The sequence below is a fragment of the Salinicola sp. CR57 genome (assembly GCF_003206585.1).
Classification (GTDB): Bacteria; Pseudomonadota; Gammaproteobacteria; order Pseudomonadales; family Halomonadaceae; genus Salinicola; species Salinicola lusitanus.
Map to the genome: position 1 here is coordinate 187146 of NZ_PZJL01000005.1, position 18772 is coordinate 205917.

Consider the following 18772-nt stretch of genomic DNA (forward strand, 5'->3'; position numbering starts at 1 on the left):
GTTGACGTGACGGGATTATTGCAGCGTGCGGAAGGCGCGCTCCAGATCGTCGAGCAGGGATTGGACGTCCTCCAGTCCGATCGCCAGGCGAATCAGGGCAGAGCCGGTGTCGTCGGGCTGGCGCTGGGAGATGGCCAGCGACTCGTAGCCGCCCCAGCTCACGCCGATGCGGAAGACGCGCAGGGTATCGATGAAACCGGCGATGCGAACATAGGACGGATCGACGATCTCGAAACTGAGCAATCCGGCGTGGCCGCTCAGTTGTCTTTCGGCCCATGCTGCCGCCTCGCCGGTGGCGAGACAGGGGTGGTGGAGCCCCGTCACCGAGGGCTGGGTCGCCAGGTAGCGGATGACCTCCAGGACATTGGCCTGGTGCTGGCGCATCCTGATCGGCAGCGTGCGCAGGCCGCGCAGGGCCAGGAAGGCGCTGTGGGGAGAGAGTGCCGCCCCCAGCAACTGGTGGCCGTGCTCGAAGATCGGCGCCACCAGTTCCCGCCGGCCGACGACGACCCCGCCGACCAGATCGCTGTGGCCACCGATATACTTGGAGAGCGTGTGGAGGGTCAGGTCGATACCGTGCGTCAGCGGCTTCTGGTACAGCGGGGTCGCCCAGGTATTGTCGATGGCGGTGAGGATGTCCCGGCTTCGGGCCAGCTCGGCGATGCCGTCGAGATCGGCCAGCGCCATGCGCATCGACGAGGGGCTCTCGATGTAGATCAACCGGGTATTGTCCCGCACGGCTGCCTCGACCTCGCCGCGACTGCCGCCGGTTTCGCTGAAGCTCACGCCGAATCGTGCCATCTGCTCCAGCAGCTGGCGCGTCGGGCCGTAGGCCTGGTTGACCAGCAGCACATGGTCGCCCTGGTCGAGCAGCGTCATCATCGTCGCGCTGATCGCGCCCATGCCCGAGGCGAAGGCCTTGGCCATCTCCCCCCGCTCCAGCGCGGCGAGCTTGTCCTCGAGCAGCTTCACGGTCGGGTTGAGCCCGCGGCTGTAGACGAAATGACTGCGCTCGTCGCGCATCACCTCGGTGAAGCGCTCCAGGGTCGGGAACGTGAACAGGCTGGTCTGATAGATGGGGGGCGCGATCGCCCCCTCGTAGCGCTGGTGTTCCTCGAAGGCGTGGGTGCAGATCTCGGAATCCCGAGCGGCGTCGGAGGTGTTGTCGTCGAATGCCATCAAAATCGCCAGGGTGGGTGAGCGGAAAGTGTCATGGTGTCAGCCTGTCTGATAGGTAGGATTATCACAGGGTGACTGGCGCTTCAATTGAACCTAAGCGGGTTTGTGGTTACCGTTTTTGCCTACGGCCGCCCAGCGGCATCAGCGGGACAGTGATGAAAAGACTCTACTTATCCGACACGGTGGCCGGCGAGATCGGCAGCTATATCGCCGAGCAACGGCTGTCGGCCGGGGATCGACTGCCATCGGTGGCCGAATGGATGCAGCGCCTGCGGGTGGGGCGCTCCACGCTGCGCGAGGGGCTGAAGCGGCTCGAGGCCGAGGGCGTGATCCAGGTCGTCAACGGCAAGGGGATCTATGTCAGCGATCAGCAGACCTTCCGTCTGTTCTCGCGACTGCAAGTGACGGATGCGCGGCGCCACCTGCTGGAGATGCTGGACGTGCGACTGGTGCTGGAGGAGAAGGCCATCGCGCTGGCCACCCTGCATGCCAGCGAGGCCCAGTTCGACGAGATGGCGCAGTACCTGTCGGATTACCAGGTCGCCCGCGCCGCCGACGATTTTCTGCGTGTCCACGAGGCGGACTCGGCGTTCCATCTCGCCATCTATCGCGCCAGTCACAACCAGGTGCTGGTCGAACTGATACGCTCGATTCACTCCGAGCTCTACGTCTCGTGGCAGACGCCCCAGGACCGAAACCAGGTCTTCGATGCCAGTTTTCCGCACCACTTGACGCTGTTGGCGGCGATGCGCCGGCGCGATGTCGAAGCGGCCGTGACCGCTTTCGGCGAGTTGATGGCCGCCACGCGGCATAACGTGGAGATCATGCGTTAGGCAAACGCTGAACTGATCGCCGAACGAGATGAAGGGCAAGGCGCACGGCACGCAGAGATCGAGACATGACAGGGGGAGGCGAGTTTCGATAGGACTGGCGTCCCAGTACCGCGCAACGCAGTCATTCGCCCGCGTAGGCATTCATGCAGTGGTTCCCTGGCCGGCGCTGGCGCGTACCCCGCAGTAACCCGACAATTCCGAGGAGACGACGATGATCAAGGCGAAGCGACACTGGCTGCGGATCTGCGGCTTGAGCCTGATGCTGCCGTTTGCGGCCGCCCAGGCCGACGACGGGGCGACCCCCCAAGGTTCGACGCTTTGCACCAAGATCCCGATCCCCTGCGATGCGGTGATCGCGCATCGTGGCGCATCCTACCAGGCGCCGGAATCGACGCGGCCCGCCTATCTCCTGGCGCGGGATCTCGGGGTCGACTATTTGGAGCTGGACCTGCAGCGTACCAAGGATGGCGTGCTGGTGGCCGTCCATGACAATACCCTGGGCCGCAATACCGACGTGGCCGAGGTGTTCCCCGACCGGGCCGACGCGCCGGTGTCGAGTTTCACGTTGGACGAACTCAAGCAGCTCGACGCCGGCAGCTGGTTCAATGCCAGCTATCCAGAGCGTGCCCGCGACAGTTACTCGGGGCTCGAGATCCTGACCCTGGACGAGGTGATCGACATCGCCGAAAACGGCGACAACCATCCGGGGCTCTATATCGAGACCAAGGTGCCCGAACAGTTCCCGGGGATCGAGCAGGACCTGCGCGACAAGCTCGAGGCGCGTGGCTGGCTGGGCGACGCCGCCAAGACTCGGCCGGCCGCGGAGGGCGGGGCGGTAAGGGTGGGCGATGGCCCTGGACGCCTGGTCATGCAGACCTTCTCCAAGGCCAGTCTCGAAGCGCTGGAGCAGACCATGCCGGAGGTGCCGCGGGTGTTGCTGCTGTGGCTGGGCGAGGGCGGCATCGAGGCCGCGCCGAGCGAGCCGCAGGGTGAGGACGAGAGCAACGCCGACTACTACGCGCGCCAGCAGGTGGCCTCGCCGGAAGCCTTCCGGTCCTGGCTCGACTTCGCCAAGGATCATGGCGCGATCGGGATCGGCCCGTCGGCGGTCCAGACCGAGCATGATGGACCTTTCAGTAGCCAGTTCAGCTACATGGAACTGGCCGAGCCATGGATGATCGGCATGGCCCACGACGACGGCATGCTGGTGCATCTCTACACGGTCGACGAGCCGGCCGATTTCGAGCGCTACCAGCAGCGTGGCGTCGACGGCTTCTTCACCAACCGCGCAGAACAGCTGCTGACATTCTACGGCCACCCGGCGCAGGACCAAGAAGCGATCCTCGAGCGCCACGGCTACTGACGCCCCCTCTGGCATTGGCGAGATCGCGCCGATGCCCGTTCCCCGATTTCGACAGAGGAGTTGCTGCATGAGCGCTTCGCGCCCCCAGGCCCAGCCAACCGTACAGATCGACAACGACCGCGTCGTGGTGACCGAGTGGCGCTTTCCGCCTGGCGCCGAGACGGGTTGGCACGCCCATGATCGCGACTATGTCGTGGTGCCGCAGGCCACCGGCAAGCTCGAGCTCGAGACGCTGGATGGCCACACCTTCTCGACCCTGGAAACCGGTGTCTCCTACTACCGGGACAAGGGCGTCGAACACAATGTGGTCAACGCCAACGATTTCGAATTCGTGTTCATCGAGATCGAGCTCAAGTAGCGTGATCGGCCGGTGAGACAATAGCGTCGCTGCGAGGGGTGGGGGATAATCGCGCCTCGGTTATCTTCCCTTCGACACGGTATCGCCCCATGACCCAGCCACACGTCCACGGCCCCGACTGCCAGCACGATCACGACCACAGCCACGACAGCCCGGGCCACGTCCATGGCCCGCACTGTCAGCATCACCACCACGAAGCGCAGGCGCCGGTACGTAACGCCATGAAGGATATCGGACGTAACGACCCTTGCCCCTGCGGCAGCGGCAAGAAGTTCAAGAAGTGCCACGCCGGCTGAGAACCGTTACGGCCCGCCGGCTTCCATCATCCCCTTGAGATGCTCGACGAACGCCCCGGTCGCCGCCGGCAGGGTGCGATTGGCGAGCGTCTGCAACTCCACGTGGCGTGCGTCCATGCCGGTATCGCGGATCGGCACCGCGACCAGCCGATCCTGGAGAAGCCGGTGGCGAATCGAGATCTCGCCGGCCAGGGCGATCCCGCCACCCAGCATGGCAAAGTTGACCAGCGCCTCGGTGTAGTTGCTGGTGAAGACGGACTCGAAGATCAGGTTCTGCTGACTGCAGCAGATGTCGAACAGCTGGCGCAGCGTGGTTTCCGGGGGTGGCAGGGCGATAGGGTGGGGCTGCAACTGTGACAGCTTCACGTCGCGTCGGCTGGCCAGCGGGTGATCGTGGGCCATCAGGGCCTGAATCCGCGATCGCTGACGCGATTCCACCTGGATGTCGCGCTCCGGCGCCAGGCTGAACGTGAGCCCGATGTCCACCTCTCCCTCGCGTACCCGGCGCGTCACCTCGGCCGGCGAACTGACGCTGAGCCGAAACTGGATACCCTGGTAGCGGCGCCGGAACCGGGCGATCGCCAGGGGAATGAAATCCACCGCGAACCCTTCCGAGCTGGCCAGGCGCACCGTGCCGCGCTCGAGCCCCTGCAGGGCCTGGATCTCGCTGGCAATCCGGTCGGTTTCCAGTTGCATGCGTCTGGCATGGGCGGCGAGCAGTTCCCCGGCGGCACTGGGCACCATCCCCCTGGCGCGGCGCTCGAACAGCTGGGTATCGAGCTCGGTCTCCAGCCGGGCGATCTGACGGCTGATCGCCGAGGCCGCGACGTTGAGCTTGAGCGACGCCTCGCTGATCGAGCCGTTTTTCACCACCGCCAGGAAGTATCGCAGCGCGGTTTCCTGAAGGGCGCGACTGTTCATTGCCATTGTTCTCTCCCTCGATCTTTTCCACGACATCGCGGTTGATGTTGTTTTTATTAGCCTTTGCCGAAATGGCAATGGTTAGTTCTAAACATTGTACTTGTGGCATGGGTGGGCGTTCGATAGCTTCGAGGAAAACGGCGTCGGCCCAAGGGTGATTACACGACACAAGACCTGGTCGCCGACACGACACCGCCAGCGGTATGGCGGCTGCTCCAGCAACACGCTCTCAGCCAACAACACAACAATGAGGTCGAAATGCGCTCCAACCTGACGCTCCGCCACATCGTGGCCGGCACGGCGCTGTGCTGCCTGTCGCTACCGGCACTGGCCAACAAGGCCAACGACACGCTGGTCTACGCTTCCGACAGCGAACCCGAGAACATCAGCCCGTATCACAACAACCTGCGGGAGGGAGTGATCATCTCGCACCTGGCCTGGGATACGCTGATCTACCGCAACCCGGAGACCAACGACTACGAGCCGATGCTCGCCACCGAATGGCACTGGGTCGATGACACCACCCTGGAGATGACGCTGCGTCAGGGCGTCGAGTTCCAGAACGGCGAGCCGTTCAATGCCGATGATGTGGTCTTCACGTTCAACTACGTGGTGTCGCCTGACTCGAAGGTGGTCACGCGCCAGAACACCGATTGGATCGAGAGTGTCGAGAAGATCGACGACACCCATGTCCGCTTCCATCTCAACGGACCCTTCCCGGCGGCGCTGGAGTATCTTTCCGGGCCGCTTCCGGTGTTCCCGGATCAGTACTTCCAGCAGATGGGCCTCGAGGGGTTCAGCAGGCAGCCGATCGGCACCGGCCCCTACCGGATTACCGAAGTGAGACCGGGGGAAGGCGTCAAGATGGTCCGCAACGACAACTACTTCGCCGATAGCCCGGTCGGCCAGCCCCAGATCGGCAAGCTCGAGTTCAAGGTGATTCCCGATCAGGACTCCCGCGTGGCGCAGCTGATGACCGGACAGGTCGACTGGATCTGGCGCGTCCCGGCGGACCAGGCCGAGCAGATGGAGGCCATGCCCAACCTGACCGTGGACAGCGGCGAGACCATGCGGGTCGGCTATCTCTCCTTCGATGCCGCCAGGCGCGAGAGCTCGCCGCTGAGCCATCTCGAGGTTCGCCAGGCGATCAATCACGCGATCAATCGCCAGGGCATGGCCGACAACCTGGTGCGGGGCGGCAGTCGTCCGCTCTATGCCCCCTGCTTTCCGGCCCAGTTCGGCTGCGAGACCCAGAATGTCGTCGAGTACGACTACGACCCCGACAAGGCGCGCCAGCTACTGGCGGACGCCGGCTACGGCGATGGCTTCGAGCTGAGCCTCTACGCCTATCGCGAGCGGGACTATGCCGAGGCGATGATCGGCGATCTGCGCAATGTCGGCATTCGCGCCAATCTGCGCTTCATGACCTCGCCGGCGCTGCTGGAGCAGCAGCGCGGTGGCAACACCGACATGTCGTTCAAGACCTGGGGCTCCTACTCGGTCAATGACGTTTCCGCGTTCACCAGCGTCTACTTCGGTGGCGGTGCCGACGACCAATGGCAGGACGAGCAGGTCCAGCAGTGGCTGCATACCGCCGACACCTCGGTCGACCCCGACGTCCGCAAGGACAATTACCGCAAGGCGCTGCAGCGGATTTCCGAGCAGGCCTACTGGGCGCCGCTGTTCTCCTACTCCACCTACTACGCCTATACCGCCGACCTGAATTTCACGCCCTATCCGGATGAGCTGCCGCGCTTCGCCGAGGCCAGCTGGAAGTGACGCTTTCCGATATCCGCTAACCGCCTGCGTGGCCCCGTGCCTGGCAAGACGAGGCCGCGCAGCGTGAGGAGGTACCATGGGCACTTTCATCATCCGCCGGGTTCTGGTCGCGATCAGCGTGGCGCTCACCATCTCGGTCGTCAGCTTCATGCTGCTGCATCTCTCCGGCGATCTGGCCACATCGATCGCCGGGCCGGAGGCCACCGCCGAGCAGGTCGAGCGGATTCGCGTCGATTACGGGCTCGATCGGCCCATCGTCAGTCAGTACCTGGACTGGCTGGGGGGCGCGTTGACCTTCGACTTCGGCCGTTCCTACTACTACCAGAGCACGGTGGTCGACCTGATCGTCGATCGCATGCCGATCACCTTGACGCTGGGCGGTCTCGCGCTGGCGCTGGCGGTCGGTATCTCGATTCCGCTCGGCGTCCTGGCGGCGCTCAAGCGCGATACCTGGATCGATCGGCTGGCGCTGCTGTTCGCCGTGGTCGGGCAGGCGATGCCGAGTTTCTGGTTCGGCCTGACGCTGATCGTGATCTTCGCGGTGACGCTGCAGTGGCTGCCGGCCGCCGGTAGCGACGGCTGGCAGCATTTCGTGCTGCCGGCGATCGCCCTGGGCTATTACGCCACGCCTGCGATGATGCGCCTGACCCGGACCGGCATGCTCGAGGTGCTCGAGTCCGACTATATCCGCACGGCGCGGGCCAAGGGGCTGCGCGGCGGTTCGGTGATCTTCAAGCATGCGCTGCGCAACGCGGTGATCCCGGTGGTGGCACTGGCGGCAGTGGAGCTCGGCTTCATGCTGGGCGGGTCGGTGGTCATCGAATCGGTCTTCTCGCTCAACGGCCTGGGACAACTGGCCTGGGATGCGATCTCGCGCAACGACTATCCCGTGGTGCAGGCCGTGGTGCTGATCATCGCACTGTTCTACATCGTGTTGACGCTGCTGGCGGATGTCGCCAACGCCGCGCTCGACCCCCGTATCCGCACCCATTGAGGAGAACGACATGACGACTTCCCATGCTTCGCCTCGCGTTTCTCCAGCTGCGACCTCGGCTATCTCCGGCGGCGAGATTCCGCTGCCGGCGCCGGCCTGGTCGCGGATCACGCGCCGGGTCTTCGGCCATCGCGGGTTGGCGATCGGGCTGGTGTTGGTCGCGCTGGCGGTGTTGATCGCCATCTTCGCGCCGCTGCTGGCCCCGCATGACCCCTATCACCAGGACATCGCCAACCGGATGGTGCCGCCGGTGTGGCACGACAAGGGCTCGTGGACGCATGTACTGGGCACCGACAAGCTGGGCCGCGACACCTTGAGCCGGCTGCTGTTCGGGACTCGCATCTCGCTGACCATCGGGCTGGTGGCCGCACTGATCTCCGGTGTCATCGGCACCACTCTGGGCGTCCTGGCGGGCTACTTCGGCGGCCGCGTGGATGCGGTCATCAGCTACATCATCACTACCCGCCTGGCGATGCCGGTGGTGCTGGTGGCGCTGGCGCTGGCCTCGCTGACCGGCGGCTCCCTGACCACGGTGATCGTGCTGCTGGGCCTGCTGCTGTGGGATCGCTTCGCGGTGGTGTCGCGTTCGGTCACCCAGCAGATGCGCGATGCCGAGTACGTCTACGCGGCGCGCACGCTGGGCTGCTCGCTGCCCCATATCCTGCTGCGCGAAGTGCTGCCTAACATCGCCGGCTCGCTGATCGTGGTGATGACCCTGGAGATGGCCCACGCGATCCTGCTCGAGGCGACGCTGTCGTTCCTCGGCATGGGGGTGCAGCCGCCGTTGCCGTCATGGGGGCTGATGGTCGCCGAGGGCAAGGCCTACATGTTCTTCCAGCCCTGGGTCATCGCGATTCCCGGTATCGCACTGTTCGTGCTGGTGCTGGCGATCAACCTGCTGGGTGACGGACTGCGGGATCTCAACGCACCGGGAGGACGCAACTGATGCCACTTCTGAACGTGAAAAACCTGCATGTCGACCTGCCGGTGGAGGCGGGCATGCTGCACGCCGTGCGCGGGATCGACTTCTATGTCGAGCGCGGCGAGATGCTCTGCCTGGTGGGGGAGTCCGGCTGCGGCAAGTCGATGACCTCGCTGGCCCTGATGGGGCTGCTGCCGCGCAAGGCCAGGCTCAGTGCCGACCGTCTCGAGTTCGACGGGATCGATCTGGCGACGCTCTCCGAACGCCGTCGCAGCGATCTGCGCGGGGCGCGCCTGGCGATGATCTTCCAAGAGCCGATGACCGCACTGAATCCGGCCTACACCCTGGGCAACCAGCTCTGCGAAGGGTTGATCCGGCACCGCGGCGTCAGCCGGCGAGAGGCGCGCGAGCGGGCGATCTATCTGCTGGGAAGAGTCGGTATCAGCGCCGCGAAAGAGCGCCTCGACCAGTATCCCCACCAGCTCTCCGGCGGGCTGCGCCAACGGGTGATGATTGCCATGGCGCTGATGTGCGAGCCCGACCTGATTATCGCCGACGAGCCGACCACTGCCCTCGACGTGACGATCCAGGCGCAGATCCTGCGCCTGCTGCGAGAGCTGCAGCAGGAGTTCGGTACCGCGGTGATCTTCATCACCCACGATCTCGGCGTCGTGGCGCGCATCGCCGACCGGGTCGCGGTGATGTACGCCGGCGAGGTGATCGAATCCGCGCCGACGCCGGCACTCTATGCCGCCCCCGGGCACCCCTATACGCGCGGGCTGTTGAGCTGCATCCCCACGCCGGGAAGGACACTACCCGGTAGCCGGCTGCAGGCGATTCCCGGCGTCGTGCCCAGTCTCGTTGGTGACGTCGAGGGGTGCGCCTTCCGCAATCGCTGTCCGCAGGCCCAACCGACCTGCGAGCGCACGCCGCCGTTGATGGCATTGCCGGACGATCACCGGGCCCGCTGTCACTTCGCCGACCGGCCGGTACCGGCCCCGCGTCAACCGGAGACGATGTCATGAACGCACATTCGACCACCGAGGTCGCCGATTCACGTCTCTCACAAGCCATGCCCGCTGCGTCCATGTCGCCCCCGGCCTTGCAAGCGCCGACCCCGGCCCTGGAGCTTTGCGGACTATCGAAAACCTTCACCCTGGGCGGCGGGCTGTTCAAGCGGGGACGCGCGCTGGGCGCCGTCAGCGATGTCTCGCTGCGGATTCCCCGCGGCCAGGTCATGGGGCTGGTGGGGGAGTCGGGCTGTGGCAAGAGCACCCTGGCCAAGATGCTGCTGGGGCTGACCACGCCGAGCGAGGGCGACGTGCTGGTGGATGGCAGGCCGCTACGGGGTGCCAGCCAGAAAGCGCTGGCGCGACGCATCCAGCCGATCTTCCAGGACCCGTACTCCTCGCTCAATCCGCGCAAGCGAATCGCTCAGATCGTCGGGTTGCCGTTGCGGGTGCACGGCATCGGCACCGCCCGCGAGCAGGCGGCACGCGTCGCCGAGACCCTGGATGTGGTCGGGCTGCCCCGACGCGCCGCCGATCAGTTCCCGGGCCAGCTCTCCGGCGGCCAGCGCCAGCGTGTGGCCATCGCCCGCGCGCTGATCATGCGGCCGGACATCGTGATCTGCGACGAGCCGACCTCGGCGCTGGATGTCTCGGTGCAGGCCCAGATCCTCAACCTGCTGCTGGATCTCAAGGCCGAGTTCGGGCTGACCTATCTGTTCATCAGCCACGATCTGGCGGTGGTCGAGCATCTGGTGGATCGGGTCGCGGTGATGTACCTGGGGCGAATCGTCGAGGAGGGCACGCGGGAGCGGATCTTCACCGCCCCGCGTCATCCCTACACCCAGGCACTGCTGGCCTCCGCCCTGACCCCCGAGCCGGGGCTGGGCGTGCCGGATATCGGGCTGGGCGACACCATGCCCGACCCGAGCGATCCGCCCGCCGGTTGTGCCTTCCACCCGCGGTGCCCCAAGGCGGAGGCGATCTGCCAGCAGCAACGGCCGCGCCTGGAGGCGTCTGGTGACGACAGCACTCTTGTGGCCTGTCATCTCGCTTGAGCCCGGCCGTCGCAAGCGGCGGCCCGTTACCCCCTGTTCGTATTCAACGAGGAGAGATTCATGGCGCGAGCAACAGCGCTGCAACACGCCTGGCAAGCCTTCGACAGCGGCGACTTCCTGCATCGACTCGACGCCCGCATCGCCGTGCGTAGCGAAAGCCAGGAGGCGGGACGCGACGGCGAACTGCGCCGTTACCTGACCGACTTCGTGATCCCCGAGATCGAAAAGCTGGGCTTCACCTGGGAGATCGTCGACAACCCGGTCGGTGGCTTCGGGCCCTTCCTGCTGGCCGAGCGGATCGAGGTCGACGCGGCCTTGACGCTGCTCACCTATGGCCACGGCGATGTGGTGCGCGGCTACGATGCGCAGTGGCGGGAGGGGCTTTCGCCGTGGCAGATCGTGGTCGAAGGCGAGCGCTGGTATGGCCGAGGCACCGCCGACAACAAGGGCCAGCACACGCTCAATTTCGCGGCGCTTAAGAGCGTCATCGAGGCGCGCGATGGCCGGCTGGGCTACAACGTCAAGCTGATCCTGGAGATGGGCGAGGAGACCGGATCTCCGGGCTTGAAGGCGGTCTGCGAAGCCCACCGCGAGCGCCTGGCGGCGGATCTGTTCATCGCCTCCGATGGCCCGCGCCTGGCAGCGGATTCGCCGACGCTGTTTCTCGGTTCCCGCGGCTCGTTCAACTTCGACCTGCGCCTGCGTGCCCGCGACGGCTCCCATCACTCCGGCAACTGGGGCGGGGTGCTCTCCAACCCGGCCACCCGGCTGGCCAACGCCTGGGCGACGCTGGTCGATGCCCACGGCAGGATCCTGATCGAGGGCCTGCGCCCGCCGGCGATCCCTGCACCGGTTCGTGACGCCGTTGCCTCGCTCGAAGTCGGGGCGACACCGGGGGATCCGGCGATCGATGCGAGTTGGGGGGAGCCGGGCCTGCTGCCGGCGGAAAGGCTGTTCGGCTGGAACACCCTGGAGCTGCTGGCGATCAAGGCCGGCAATCCGGAGGCGCCGGCCAACGCCATCCCCGGGGAGGCCTACGCGCACTGCCAGCTGCGCTTCGTCGTCGGCAGCGATCGCGAGCGCTTCCTCGAGCATCTGCGCCATCATCTGGATGCCCATGGCTTCGAGGACATCGAGGTCAGCAGTGCGCGGATGTCGCAGATGAACGCCACCCGACTCGACCCGACGGATCCGTGGGTGGGCTGGGCGCTGGCATCGATGCGCGAGTCCAGCGGCAAGTCGCCGACGCTGCTGCCCAACCTGGGCGGCTCGCTGCCCAACGATGTCTTTGCCGAGACGCTCGGGCTGCCGACGCTATGGGTGCCGCACTCCTACCCGGCCTGCTCCCAGCACGCCCCCGACGAGCACGCCCTGGCGAGCATTCTGCGGGAAGGTCTGGGTATCATGGCCGGGTTATGGTGGGATCTGGCCGAGCAGGGTCGAGACATCAAGAAGGAGCGTGAACGATGGCACCGCTGAGCGACGCGGGAAGAATCACGGCCACGGCCTGCGAGTGGCTGGCCGGGCAGCAGGCGGAGATGATCGAGTGCCTGCAGAGACTGGTGGATATCGATTCCAACAGCTATGACAAGGCCGGTACCGATGCGGTGGCGGATGTCATCGTCGAGTGGCTGGAGGCCGACGGGATCGAGGTGACGCGCACGCCGCGCCCGGACGCCGGCGATATTCTCGAGGCCCGTCTGGAGGGCGATGGCAGTGATGCGAGCGCCGGCCACGTGCTGATGATGGGGCATCGCGATACGGTCTTCCCGACGGGAACGGTTGCCGAGCGCGGCTTCACCCGCGACGGCGATACTGCTTTCGGCCCCGGCGTCGCCGACATGAAATCGGGACTGGTGCTCAACATCTTCGTGCTGCGGGCGCTCAAGCGGGTGGCGCCGTTGCCGTTCCCGTTGCGGGCGCTGTTCACGGCGGACGAGGAGATCGGTTCCCGCGACGGCACGGCCTTCATTCGCGAAGCGGCCAGCGGTGCACGGGCCGTGCTCAACGCCGAACCCGGCAGGATCAGTGGTAACGTCGTCACCGGCCGAAAGGGCGGGGCGGCTTTCCTGATCGAAGTGACCGGCAAGGCGGCCCACTCCGGTGTCAGCCACGCCGACGGTGCCAGTGCCGTCGAGGCGCTGGCCCGCAAGATCGTCAAGCTCCATGCGCTGACCGACTACGATAGCGGCGTGACCACCAATGTCGGCTTGATCGAGGGCGGTATCTCGCGCAATACCGTGGCCCCTGCGGCGACGGCGCAACTGGACACGCGCTTCGTCACCAATCAGCAGCGGCTCGATCTGCTGGCGGCGATCGAGACGATCATCGCCGAGGAGGAGATTCCCGGAACACGGGCGACGATCCGCCAGACCTCGGGGTTCCTGCCCATGGAGCCCGCCATGAGTGAGGCACTGTTCGCGCGCTACCGGGCCCAGGCCGAACGGCTCGGGTTCCATGTCGAGGGCGAGTTCACCGGTGGCTGCTCGGACGCCGGGACCACCGCCAGCCTCGGCATCCCCACGCTGTGCGGCACCGGCCCGGTTGGCGCCAAGATGCATACCGAAGAGGAGTACTGCCGTCTCGAGACGCTGGTGCCGAGGGCCCAGGCCGTTGCGGCGACGATCATCGATCTCGCCGGCGAGGAGAGGGGGGCGGCCTGAACGACGGTGCGCCGCCGGTTCGCCAGGCGGCGCAACGTATCCCTGGGTTACCCGCGATGACGGTTCGTTTTCATTGTGTCGATCAATGACACGTTTCGGCCCCCTCGTGGCGCTCGCGGCGTCTCATAATCGGGTTGGTTCCCGGCGTACGGGAGCTCGCAGAACGCGCCAGGTTCATGCCGATGTCATCGAGCCGCGCCACAATCATCAAAACGAACCTTCTGCCAGGGAAAAAGCCGATGTCTACCGTGACGCCGACGGGCAACAGTCCCGCCAACCAGCCGTCCTCCTTCTCTTCCTTCGAAGATCAACTCACCGTCGCCCGGTCCAGCAAGATCCTCGCGGACTACGTCAAGGATCATGGTGGTGCAGTGTGGAAAAGCGACCTCGAAGCGCTGGCCAGCGATACCAGCGGCAATACGCCGCCCGAGGTGTCCGCGGCCGCCAGCTACATGCTGAGCCATCCCGACGTCTATACCGCCATCGAGACCCTCGACAATCCGAACGCGGACGGCCTGTCCGGTCACTGGAACTTCCAGGATGCCGCCAATGGTGCACTGGGCAGCACCGGAACGATGGCCGACCTGAAGGACGTCTTCGACCGCGCCATCAAGAGCTCCGCCGAGATCACCAAGCTGACCACCGAGAAGAAGACCGGGCTCGACGCCACCAAGCAACGTCCCCAGAACTGAGTCGCCACGGCTCGCGAACCGCGGAAAGCCGTCGGCTTCCCGCGGTTCGCGTTTCACGGTCGCGCGCCCCGGCCTCGCTTCAGGGGCGGTCGGCGAATCGATCGGTTGCCCGGACCAGCGCGGCCATGATCTGCGGTTCGCTGAACGCGTGTCCCGCCGCCTCGATGATCTCCAGCTTGGCGTCCGGCCACACCTTGGCCAGATCCCAGGCGTTCTGGAGCGGACAGACCATGTCGTAGCGGCCGTGAATGATCACGCCGGGAATGCCCGCCAGCCGATCGGCCTGGGCCAGTAGTTGATCGTCGCGTTCGAAGAAGCCCTTGTTGATGAAGTAGTGGTTCTCGATCCGGGCGAAGGCCAGGGCGAAGTGATCGGCGGCGTGGGAATCGCTGGCATCGACGGGGATCAGCTTCGAGGTCTCGCCCTCCCACACGCTCCAGCGTCGAGCGGCCTCGAGCTGGCGCTCGGTATCGTCGCCCATGAGCCGCTCGTGGAAGGCGGGAATGATATCGTCGCGCTGCGTCTCGGGCAGAATCTCCACCAGCCTTTCCCACTTCTCGGGGAACATGTTGCGAGCCCCATGCTTGTAGAACCAGTCGAGCTCCTGCTGGCGCATGGTGAAGATGCCGCGCAGCACCAGTTCACTGACGCGATCCGGATGCCGCTCGGCGTAGGCCAGCGCCAGCGTCGATCCCCATGAGCCCCCGAACACCTGCCACCGCTCGGCACCCATCATCTCCCGCAGGCGCTCCATGTCCTCGATCAGGTGCCAGGTGGTGTTGTTGGCGAGGCTGGCGTGGGGTGTGGAACGGCCACAGCCGCGCTGGTCGAACAGCAGGATGTCGTAGCGCGCGGGGTCGAACAGCTGGCGATGGATCGGCTTGCAGCCGCCACCCGGGCCACCATGCAGGAAGACCACCGGCTTGCCGTTCGGATTGCCGCTGCGCTCCCAGTAGACCTGGTGGCCGTCACCGGTCTCCAGATGACCGCTGGCGTGAGGTTCGAGAGCAGGATAGAGCGGGTTGGATTCGGACATGATTGACCCTGTTGGCAACGTGATGCGGCATCGCAATGGTGTCGTGTCAGCATAGAGGCCGGGCGGCCCGTGGGCCAGCCACCTGCCGTGCCGTCCCGGACTCCAGGCGTCGAACGCATCGCGTAACGGCGATGATGTCGGCATGCGGCTCTGCTACCATCGTCGCCTATACACGGCAGTGCGCCGATACTCGGTCACGTTAGAGGGCAGTCGCCAACCCGACTGCAACGGACATCCATGAAATCTCGCGATACCGGTTTTCGCCACCTGATCTACTCCACCGGATACTCACTGAAGGGGCTGGTGGCGGCATTCCGCAACGAGACCGCCTTTCGTCAGGAAGTGGCGCTCTGCATCGTGCTGGTGCCTTTTGCCTGGTGGATCGGCAAGAATCCCGTCGAGTGGCTGGTACTGGTCGGCAGTTGCATCTTCGTGCTGATCGTCGAGCTGCTCAACAGCGCGGTGGAGACGGTGGTCGACCGGATTGGCCCGGAACACCATGAACTCTCCGGGCGGGCCAAGGATATCGGCTCGGCGGCAGTGATGCTGGCGCTGGGCATGGCGGCGGTGACCTGGGGCCTGCTGGCCTGGGACAAGTTCTTCGGTTGACCCGGCTCGCCGCTCATGGCGGCTCGGGCAAGTCCTGGGGCGTATCGATATCCCGCCAGATGCCGTCGTCGTCGACATCGACGACGGATACCGCCGCCCGGTTGGCCTGCACCACGGCCCTGGCGCCGTCTCCCGCCTCCAGTGCGGCCAGGGTCGGCCAGAAACGCCGCCCGAACAGCACCGGATGGCCGCGCCTGCCACGATGACTGGGGATGACGATGCGCTCGGCATCGGCATGCCGCTGAAGTCGGGTACAGGTGGTGGCGCTGAGCCACGGCATGTCGGCCAGTACCACGGCGGCGGCGGTCGCCGTGTCGCCTTCGGCGATCAGGTGGCGAAATGCATCGCCCAGGCTCCCCCCCAGGCCGTGCCTTGCCTGGTCGGCGACCAGCCGCCGATGCCGGGCGGGGTCGAACGCCTCACCCAGATACAGGTCGTCCTCCGGGCGCGTGACCAGCCACCAGCGGGGGTAGGCCCGGGCCACCGTGTTCAGCGTGGTCGCCAGCAGGGTACGACCATCCGGCAGCGTGGCACGGCGCTTGTCGCCGCCGAAGCGCCGGGAGACACCGGCCGCCATCACCAGTGCCACGACGGCTGGCGACTCGGGCCGAGGGTCAGAGCTCATGGCGTGACTTGCCGCGCCGCACGCGGAGCACATCGGCGACGACGGCGAGGGCGATCTCGGCCGGCGTCTTGCTGTCGAGGTGCAGCCCGATCGGCATCTGTATGCGCGCGATGGCGTCTTCATCCAGCCCGCCGGAGCGCTTGAGGCGTTCGGCCCGCTTTTCGGACGTCCGCTTCGATCCCATCACCCCGATGTAGAACGCCGGCGTGCGCACGGCTTCGATCATGGCCAGATCGTCGATCCGGGGGTCATGGGTCAGCGCGACGATGGCAGTGGCGGCATGCGCGGCGCCGGAGCCGATGAACAGCGACGGCAGCACCGACTGCAGCTCGATCCCCTCGATCGGGAAATCGCGTCGGGCCTCTTCCCTGGGATCGCAGACGATCACCTCGAAACCCAGCGCACGGGCGAATTCGGCGCAGAAACGGGAAACCGGAGAGATCCCGGCGATGATCAGGCGCAGCGCCGGCCCCACGCGAAGGTGGATGACCTGGCCGTCGCGCTCGACCCGAGGGCCGTTCTCGCCGGCTTCGATGAAGCGCTTGCGCCCGCTCGCCAGGTCGATTCGGCGCACCAGCGAGCGCTGGCCGAGCAGGGTCGCGTGGAGCACCTCCAGATGTGTCAGGGTCTCGGCATCCGGCGCCAGGCGCTCGACGAGCACATCCAGAATCCCGCCACAGGGCAGCGAGACCTGGGGCGATTCGTCGGCCCCTTCGCCGTAGCGGACCACCGATAGCGCATCGCCGAAATGCCCTTCGGCGATCCTGCCGAGGAAATCCTCCTCGATGCAGCCGCCGGAGAGCGAGCCGACATGACTGCCGTCCGCTTTCGCGACCAGCATCGAGCCCGGCTCGCGCGGCGACGAGCCGAACGTCGCCAGTACGCTGCATAACCAGATCGTCTCGCCGTCGTTGGCCCATTCGAGCGCCGCGTCGAGTACCTGGAGATCAAGATGTTGCATGGGTGGGGTCCGTTCGAATCATGGGGATGGCCTCAGGCACGGTTGAAGAAGCCACCTAGGCTTGAGTACGGAAACTGCCTGCACTCGGCAATACGGTGTCAAAAAGCGGCTGGAGCGCCAGCCCAAGCTCGGCGCCCCCGTCAAAATGCTCATCGACACTGCGTAAAATCCGCGTCTTCGCCGATTTTTGTCTTGTCCTGCTTTCGCTCGCCGGCTCTTCGTACAAGCCTAGCGTAGTCGATATGGGTATCGGATCGTCGAGCGATGGCGGGTCGTTGCAGCCGTTTCGGAGGATACGGCATCAGTCCCGGACTTTTGGGTTCATGCGCTCGTTACCTTGTCGCAAAAATCCTCGAAGCGGCCGCTGTAGTAGTGCTCGCGGGGCCAGCCGGTGCGCGGCAGGTAGAAGAACATCTCCTCGAGCCGTGACTTGATGGTCGCATGATTCTTGGTATCGATGACGAACACGTGCTTGCCCTTGGCGTCATTGGGGCTCTCCGCCAACTGGCGCAGGATGAAGCGTACCAGCGAATCCTCCTGGGGCATGCTGTAACCCACGATCACCAGCACGTCGGTCTCCCGCAGCAGGCGAACGGCCTTGGGGAAGACCTGGTGGAAGTAGGGTTCGTCGTAGTCCTGGACCTGGGAAGGCAGGATCAGCAGCGGGGGGGCCTGCCGAATCTGGGTGTCGCTGCGGCGACGATACTCGAAATCGAACCCCTGTGCCGTCGGCAGGATCTCGAAACCGCCGTTGATCTTGATCACGTTGCGGTCGACGGTGCGTGGCAAGTGCTCCCAGATCGAGCCGCCGCAGATGCGCTGCGGGGTGATGCCCCGGTAGAGCCTGCCGAATACCGGCGCCTGCTGCCGGTATACGTGCTCCAGGATGGTTTCGATGGTGAAGTCGTAGTTGGTGGTCAGGAAGTGATAGAGCGGCCAGTTCTCGCCGAGGCCGGCCTGGCCGGCGCGATCTTCCAGCGCGGCGAAGAACCGCGTGATCGCCCGCTGGCCATCGCTGTCGTACGGCGAGGTGAAGCGCAGCGTCCGGTCATCGACGTTGTGGATGTCGCAGGCCGCCGTGAAGCGACGCATCACCAGGGTGCGCAGCTCGTGGATGCTCAGTCGCAGGTTCTGGTCGTCGAAATAGCGGTTGCGGATATCGGGATAGCGCACCTGCATGTCGAGCACGTAGCGCAGGTTCTTGAAACGCTCGAAATCCAGGTGACGGTAGTCCTCCCAGCCGATCACATGCATCACGTGTCGGAGATTGGGAAAATCCTGGATATCGTCGAGATCGATGGCGAACAGCTCGCCATCCGTGGGCGAGCGGGGATCCCAGGCCTTGGAGAATCCCGCGCCGCACCAGAAGGTGATGACGGGCGGCTTGCGCAGCCCGAAATCCTGGTCCAGCAACTCCGCCATGAGCGACTCGAAGGCGGCCACGGTGGCCTTGTTGTTGATGTCGGTGGAGGACAT

19 protein-coding genes are annotated in these 18772 nt (G+C 65.6%); 13 read left to right on the forward strand and 6 right to left on the reverse strand.

Features of this window, described 5'->3' with window-relative positions; translation table 11 throughout:
- Nucleotides 1-15 precede the first annotated feature (15 nt).
- The gene (locus tag DOM56_RS07470; protein ID WP_110708205.1) at nt 16-1179 is read right to left on the reverse strand and encodes an aminotransferase class I/II-fold pyridoxal phosphate-dependent enzyme; all 1164 of its coding nucleotides are present in this window, start codon (nt 1177-1179) and stop codon (nt 16-18) included.
- A 155-nt stretch (nt 1180-1334) separates the two neighbouring features.
- On the opposite strand from DOM56_RS07470, the gene DOM56_RS07475 reads away from it, so the two are divergent.
- The 4 genes from DOM56_RS07475 to DOM56_RS20035 all read left to right on the forward strand — a co-directional run bounded on the left by DOM56_RS07475 (nt 1335) and on the right by DOM56_RS20035 (nt 4029).
- Nucleotides 1335-2012: a FadR/GntR family transcriptional regulator gene (locus DOM56_RS07475; RefSeq protein WP_110708206.1), complete on the forward strand. Its 678-nt coding sequence runs from the start codon at nt 1335-1337 to the stop codon at nt 2010-2012.
- A gap of 211 nt (nt 2013-2223) precedes the next feature.
- On the forward strand, nt 2224-3375 hold the full coding sequence (locus tag DOM56_RS07480) for a glycerophosphodiester phosphodiesterase (protein ID WP_198655716.1): 1152 nt from the start codon (nt 2224-2226) through the stop codon (nt 3373-3375).
- A 67-nt stretch (nt 3376-3442) separates the two neighbouring features.
- On the forward strand, nt 3443-3733 hold the full coding sequence (locus tag DOM56_RS07485) for a cupin domain-containing protein (RefSeq protein WP_110708207.1): 291 nt from the start codon (nt 3443-3445) through the stop codon (nt 3731-3733).
- Nucleotides 3734-3822: 89 nt separating this feature from the next.
- Entirely contained in the window at nt 3823-4029 is a 207-nt protein-coding gene (locus tag DOM56_RS20035) for an SEC-C metal-binding domain-containing protein (protein ID WP_110598652.1), read from the forward strand.
- A 6-nt stretch (nt 4030-4035) separates the two neighbouring features.
- Here DOM56_RS20035 and DOM56_RS07495 read toward each other — a convergent pair whose 3' ends face one another.
- Nucleotides 4036-4956, reverse strand: a complete 921-nt coding sequence (locus DOM56_RS07495; RefSeq protein WP_232822221.1) for a LysR family transcriptional regulator — start codon at nt 4954-4956, stop codon at nt 4036-4038.
- A gap of 252 nt (nt 4957-5208) precedes the next feature.
- Between DOM56_RS07495 and DOM56_RS07500 the strand changes: the two genes are divergently transcribed.
- The 8 genes from DOM56_RS07500 (at nt 5209) to DOM56_RS07535 (ending at nt 14065) form a co-directional block, all read left to right on the forward strand.
- On the forward strand, nt 5209-6729 hold the full coding sequence (locus DOM56_RS07500) for an ABC transporter substrate-binding protein (protein ID WP_110708208.1): 1521 nt from the start codon (nt 5209-5211) through the stop codon (nt 6727-6729).
- A 76-nt stretch (nt 6730-6805) separates the two neighbouring features.
- Complete coding sequence (locus DOM56_RS07505; protein ID WP_110708209.1) at nt 6806-7723, forward strand: ABC transporter permease; 918 nt, start codon at nt 6806-6808, stop codon at nt 7721-7723.
- Between the two features lie 10 nt (nt 7724-7733).
- A complete protein-coding gene (locus DOM56_RS07510) occupies nt 7734-8669 on the forward strand; it encodes an ABC transporter permease (protein WP_110708210.1) in 936 nt (311 codons plus the stop codon).
- Nucleotides 8669-9670, forward strand: a complete 1002-nt coding sequence (locus DOM56_RS07515) for an ABC transporter ATP-binding protein (RefSeq protein WP_198655717.1) — start codon at nt 8669-8671, stop codon at nt 9668-9670. The genes DOM56_RS07510 and DOM56_RS07515 overlap by 1 nt, the downstream gene beginning before the upstream one ends.
- Entirely contained in the window at nt 9667-10710 is a 1044-nt protein-coding gene (locus tag DOM56_RS07520; protein WP_110708212.1) for an oligopeptide/dipeptide ABC transporter ATP-binding protein, read from the forward strand. Before DOM56_RS07515 ends, DOM56_RS07520 begins: the two co-directional genes overlap by 4 nt.
- A 60-nt stretch (nt 10711-10770) precedes the next feature.
- Nucleotides 10771-12189, forward strand: a complete 1419-nt coding sequence (locus DOM56_RS07525; protein WP_110708213.1) for a M20 family metallopeptidase — start codon at nt 10771-10773, stop codon at nt 12187-12189.
- Nucleotides 12177-13373 carry a M20 family metallopeptidase gene (locus DOM56_RS07530; RefSeq protein WP_110708214.1) on the forward strand — a complete coding sequence of 399 codons (1197 nt, stop codon included), beginning with the start codon at nt 12177-12179 and terminating at the stop codon, nt 13371-13373. The genes DOM56_RS07525 and DOM56_RS07530 overlap by 13 nt, the downstream gene beginning before the upstream one ends.
- Nucleotides 13374-13612: 239 nt before the next feature.
- Nucleotides 13613-14065, forward strand: coding sequence for a hypothetical protein (locus DOM56_RS07535; RefSeq protein WP_110598643.1), 453 nt, complete (start codon nt 13613-13615; stop codon nt 14063-14065).
- A gap of 79 nt (nt 14066-14144) precedes the next feature.
- Here the strand turns inward: DOM56_RS07535 and pip are convergent, their stop codons facing one another.
- Complete coding sequence (gene pip, locus DOM56_RS07540; protein ID WP_110708215.1) at nt 14145-15101, reverse strand: prolyl aminopeptidase; 957 nt, start codon at nt 15099-15101, stop codon at nt 14145-14147.
- A gap of 237 nt (nt 15102-15338) precedes the next feature.
- Here pip and DOM56_RS07545 point away from each other — a divergent pair, with 237 nt between their 5' ends.
- Nucleotides 15339-15710 (forward strand): diacylglycerol kinase, encoded by a 372-nt coding sequence (locus tag DOM56_RS07545; protein ID WP_110598641.1) that lies wholly within the window; start codon nt 15339-15341, stop codon nt 15708-15710.
- Between the two features lie 13 nt (nt 15711-15723).
- Here DOM56_RS07545 and DOM56_RS07550 read toward each other — a convergent pair whose 3' ends face one another.
- The 3 genes from DOM56_RS07550 to DOM56_RS07560 form a co-directional block, all read right to left on the reverse strand.
- Nucleotides 15724-16335: a nucleotidyltransferase family protein gene (locus DOM56_RS07550; protein WP_110708216.1), complete on the reverse strand. Its 612-nt coding sequence runs from the start codon at nt 16333-16335 to the stop codon at nt 15724-15726.
- Nucleotides 16325-17296, reverse strand: coding sequence for an XdhC family protein (locus tag DOM56_RS07555; RefSeq protein ID WP_110708217.1), 972 nt, complete (start codon nt 17294-17296; stop codon nt 16325-16327). Before DOM56_RS07555 ends, DOM56_RS07550 begins: the two co-directional genes overlap by 11 nt.
- Before the next feature lie 321 nt (nt 17297-17617).
- On the reverse strand, nt 17618-18772 hold the full coding sequence (locus DOM56_RS07560; protein ID WP_157958180.1) for an SIR2 family protein: 1155 nt from the start codon (nt 18770-18772) through the stop codon (nt 17618-17620).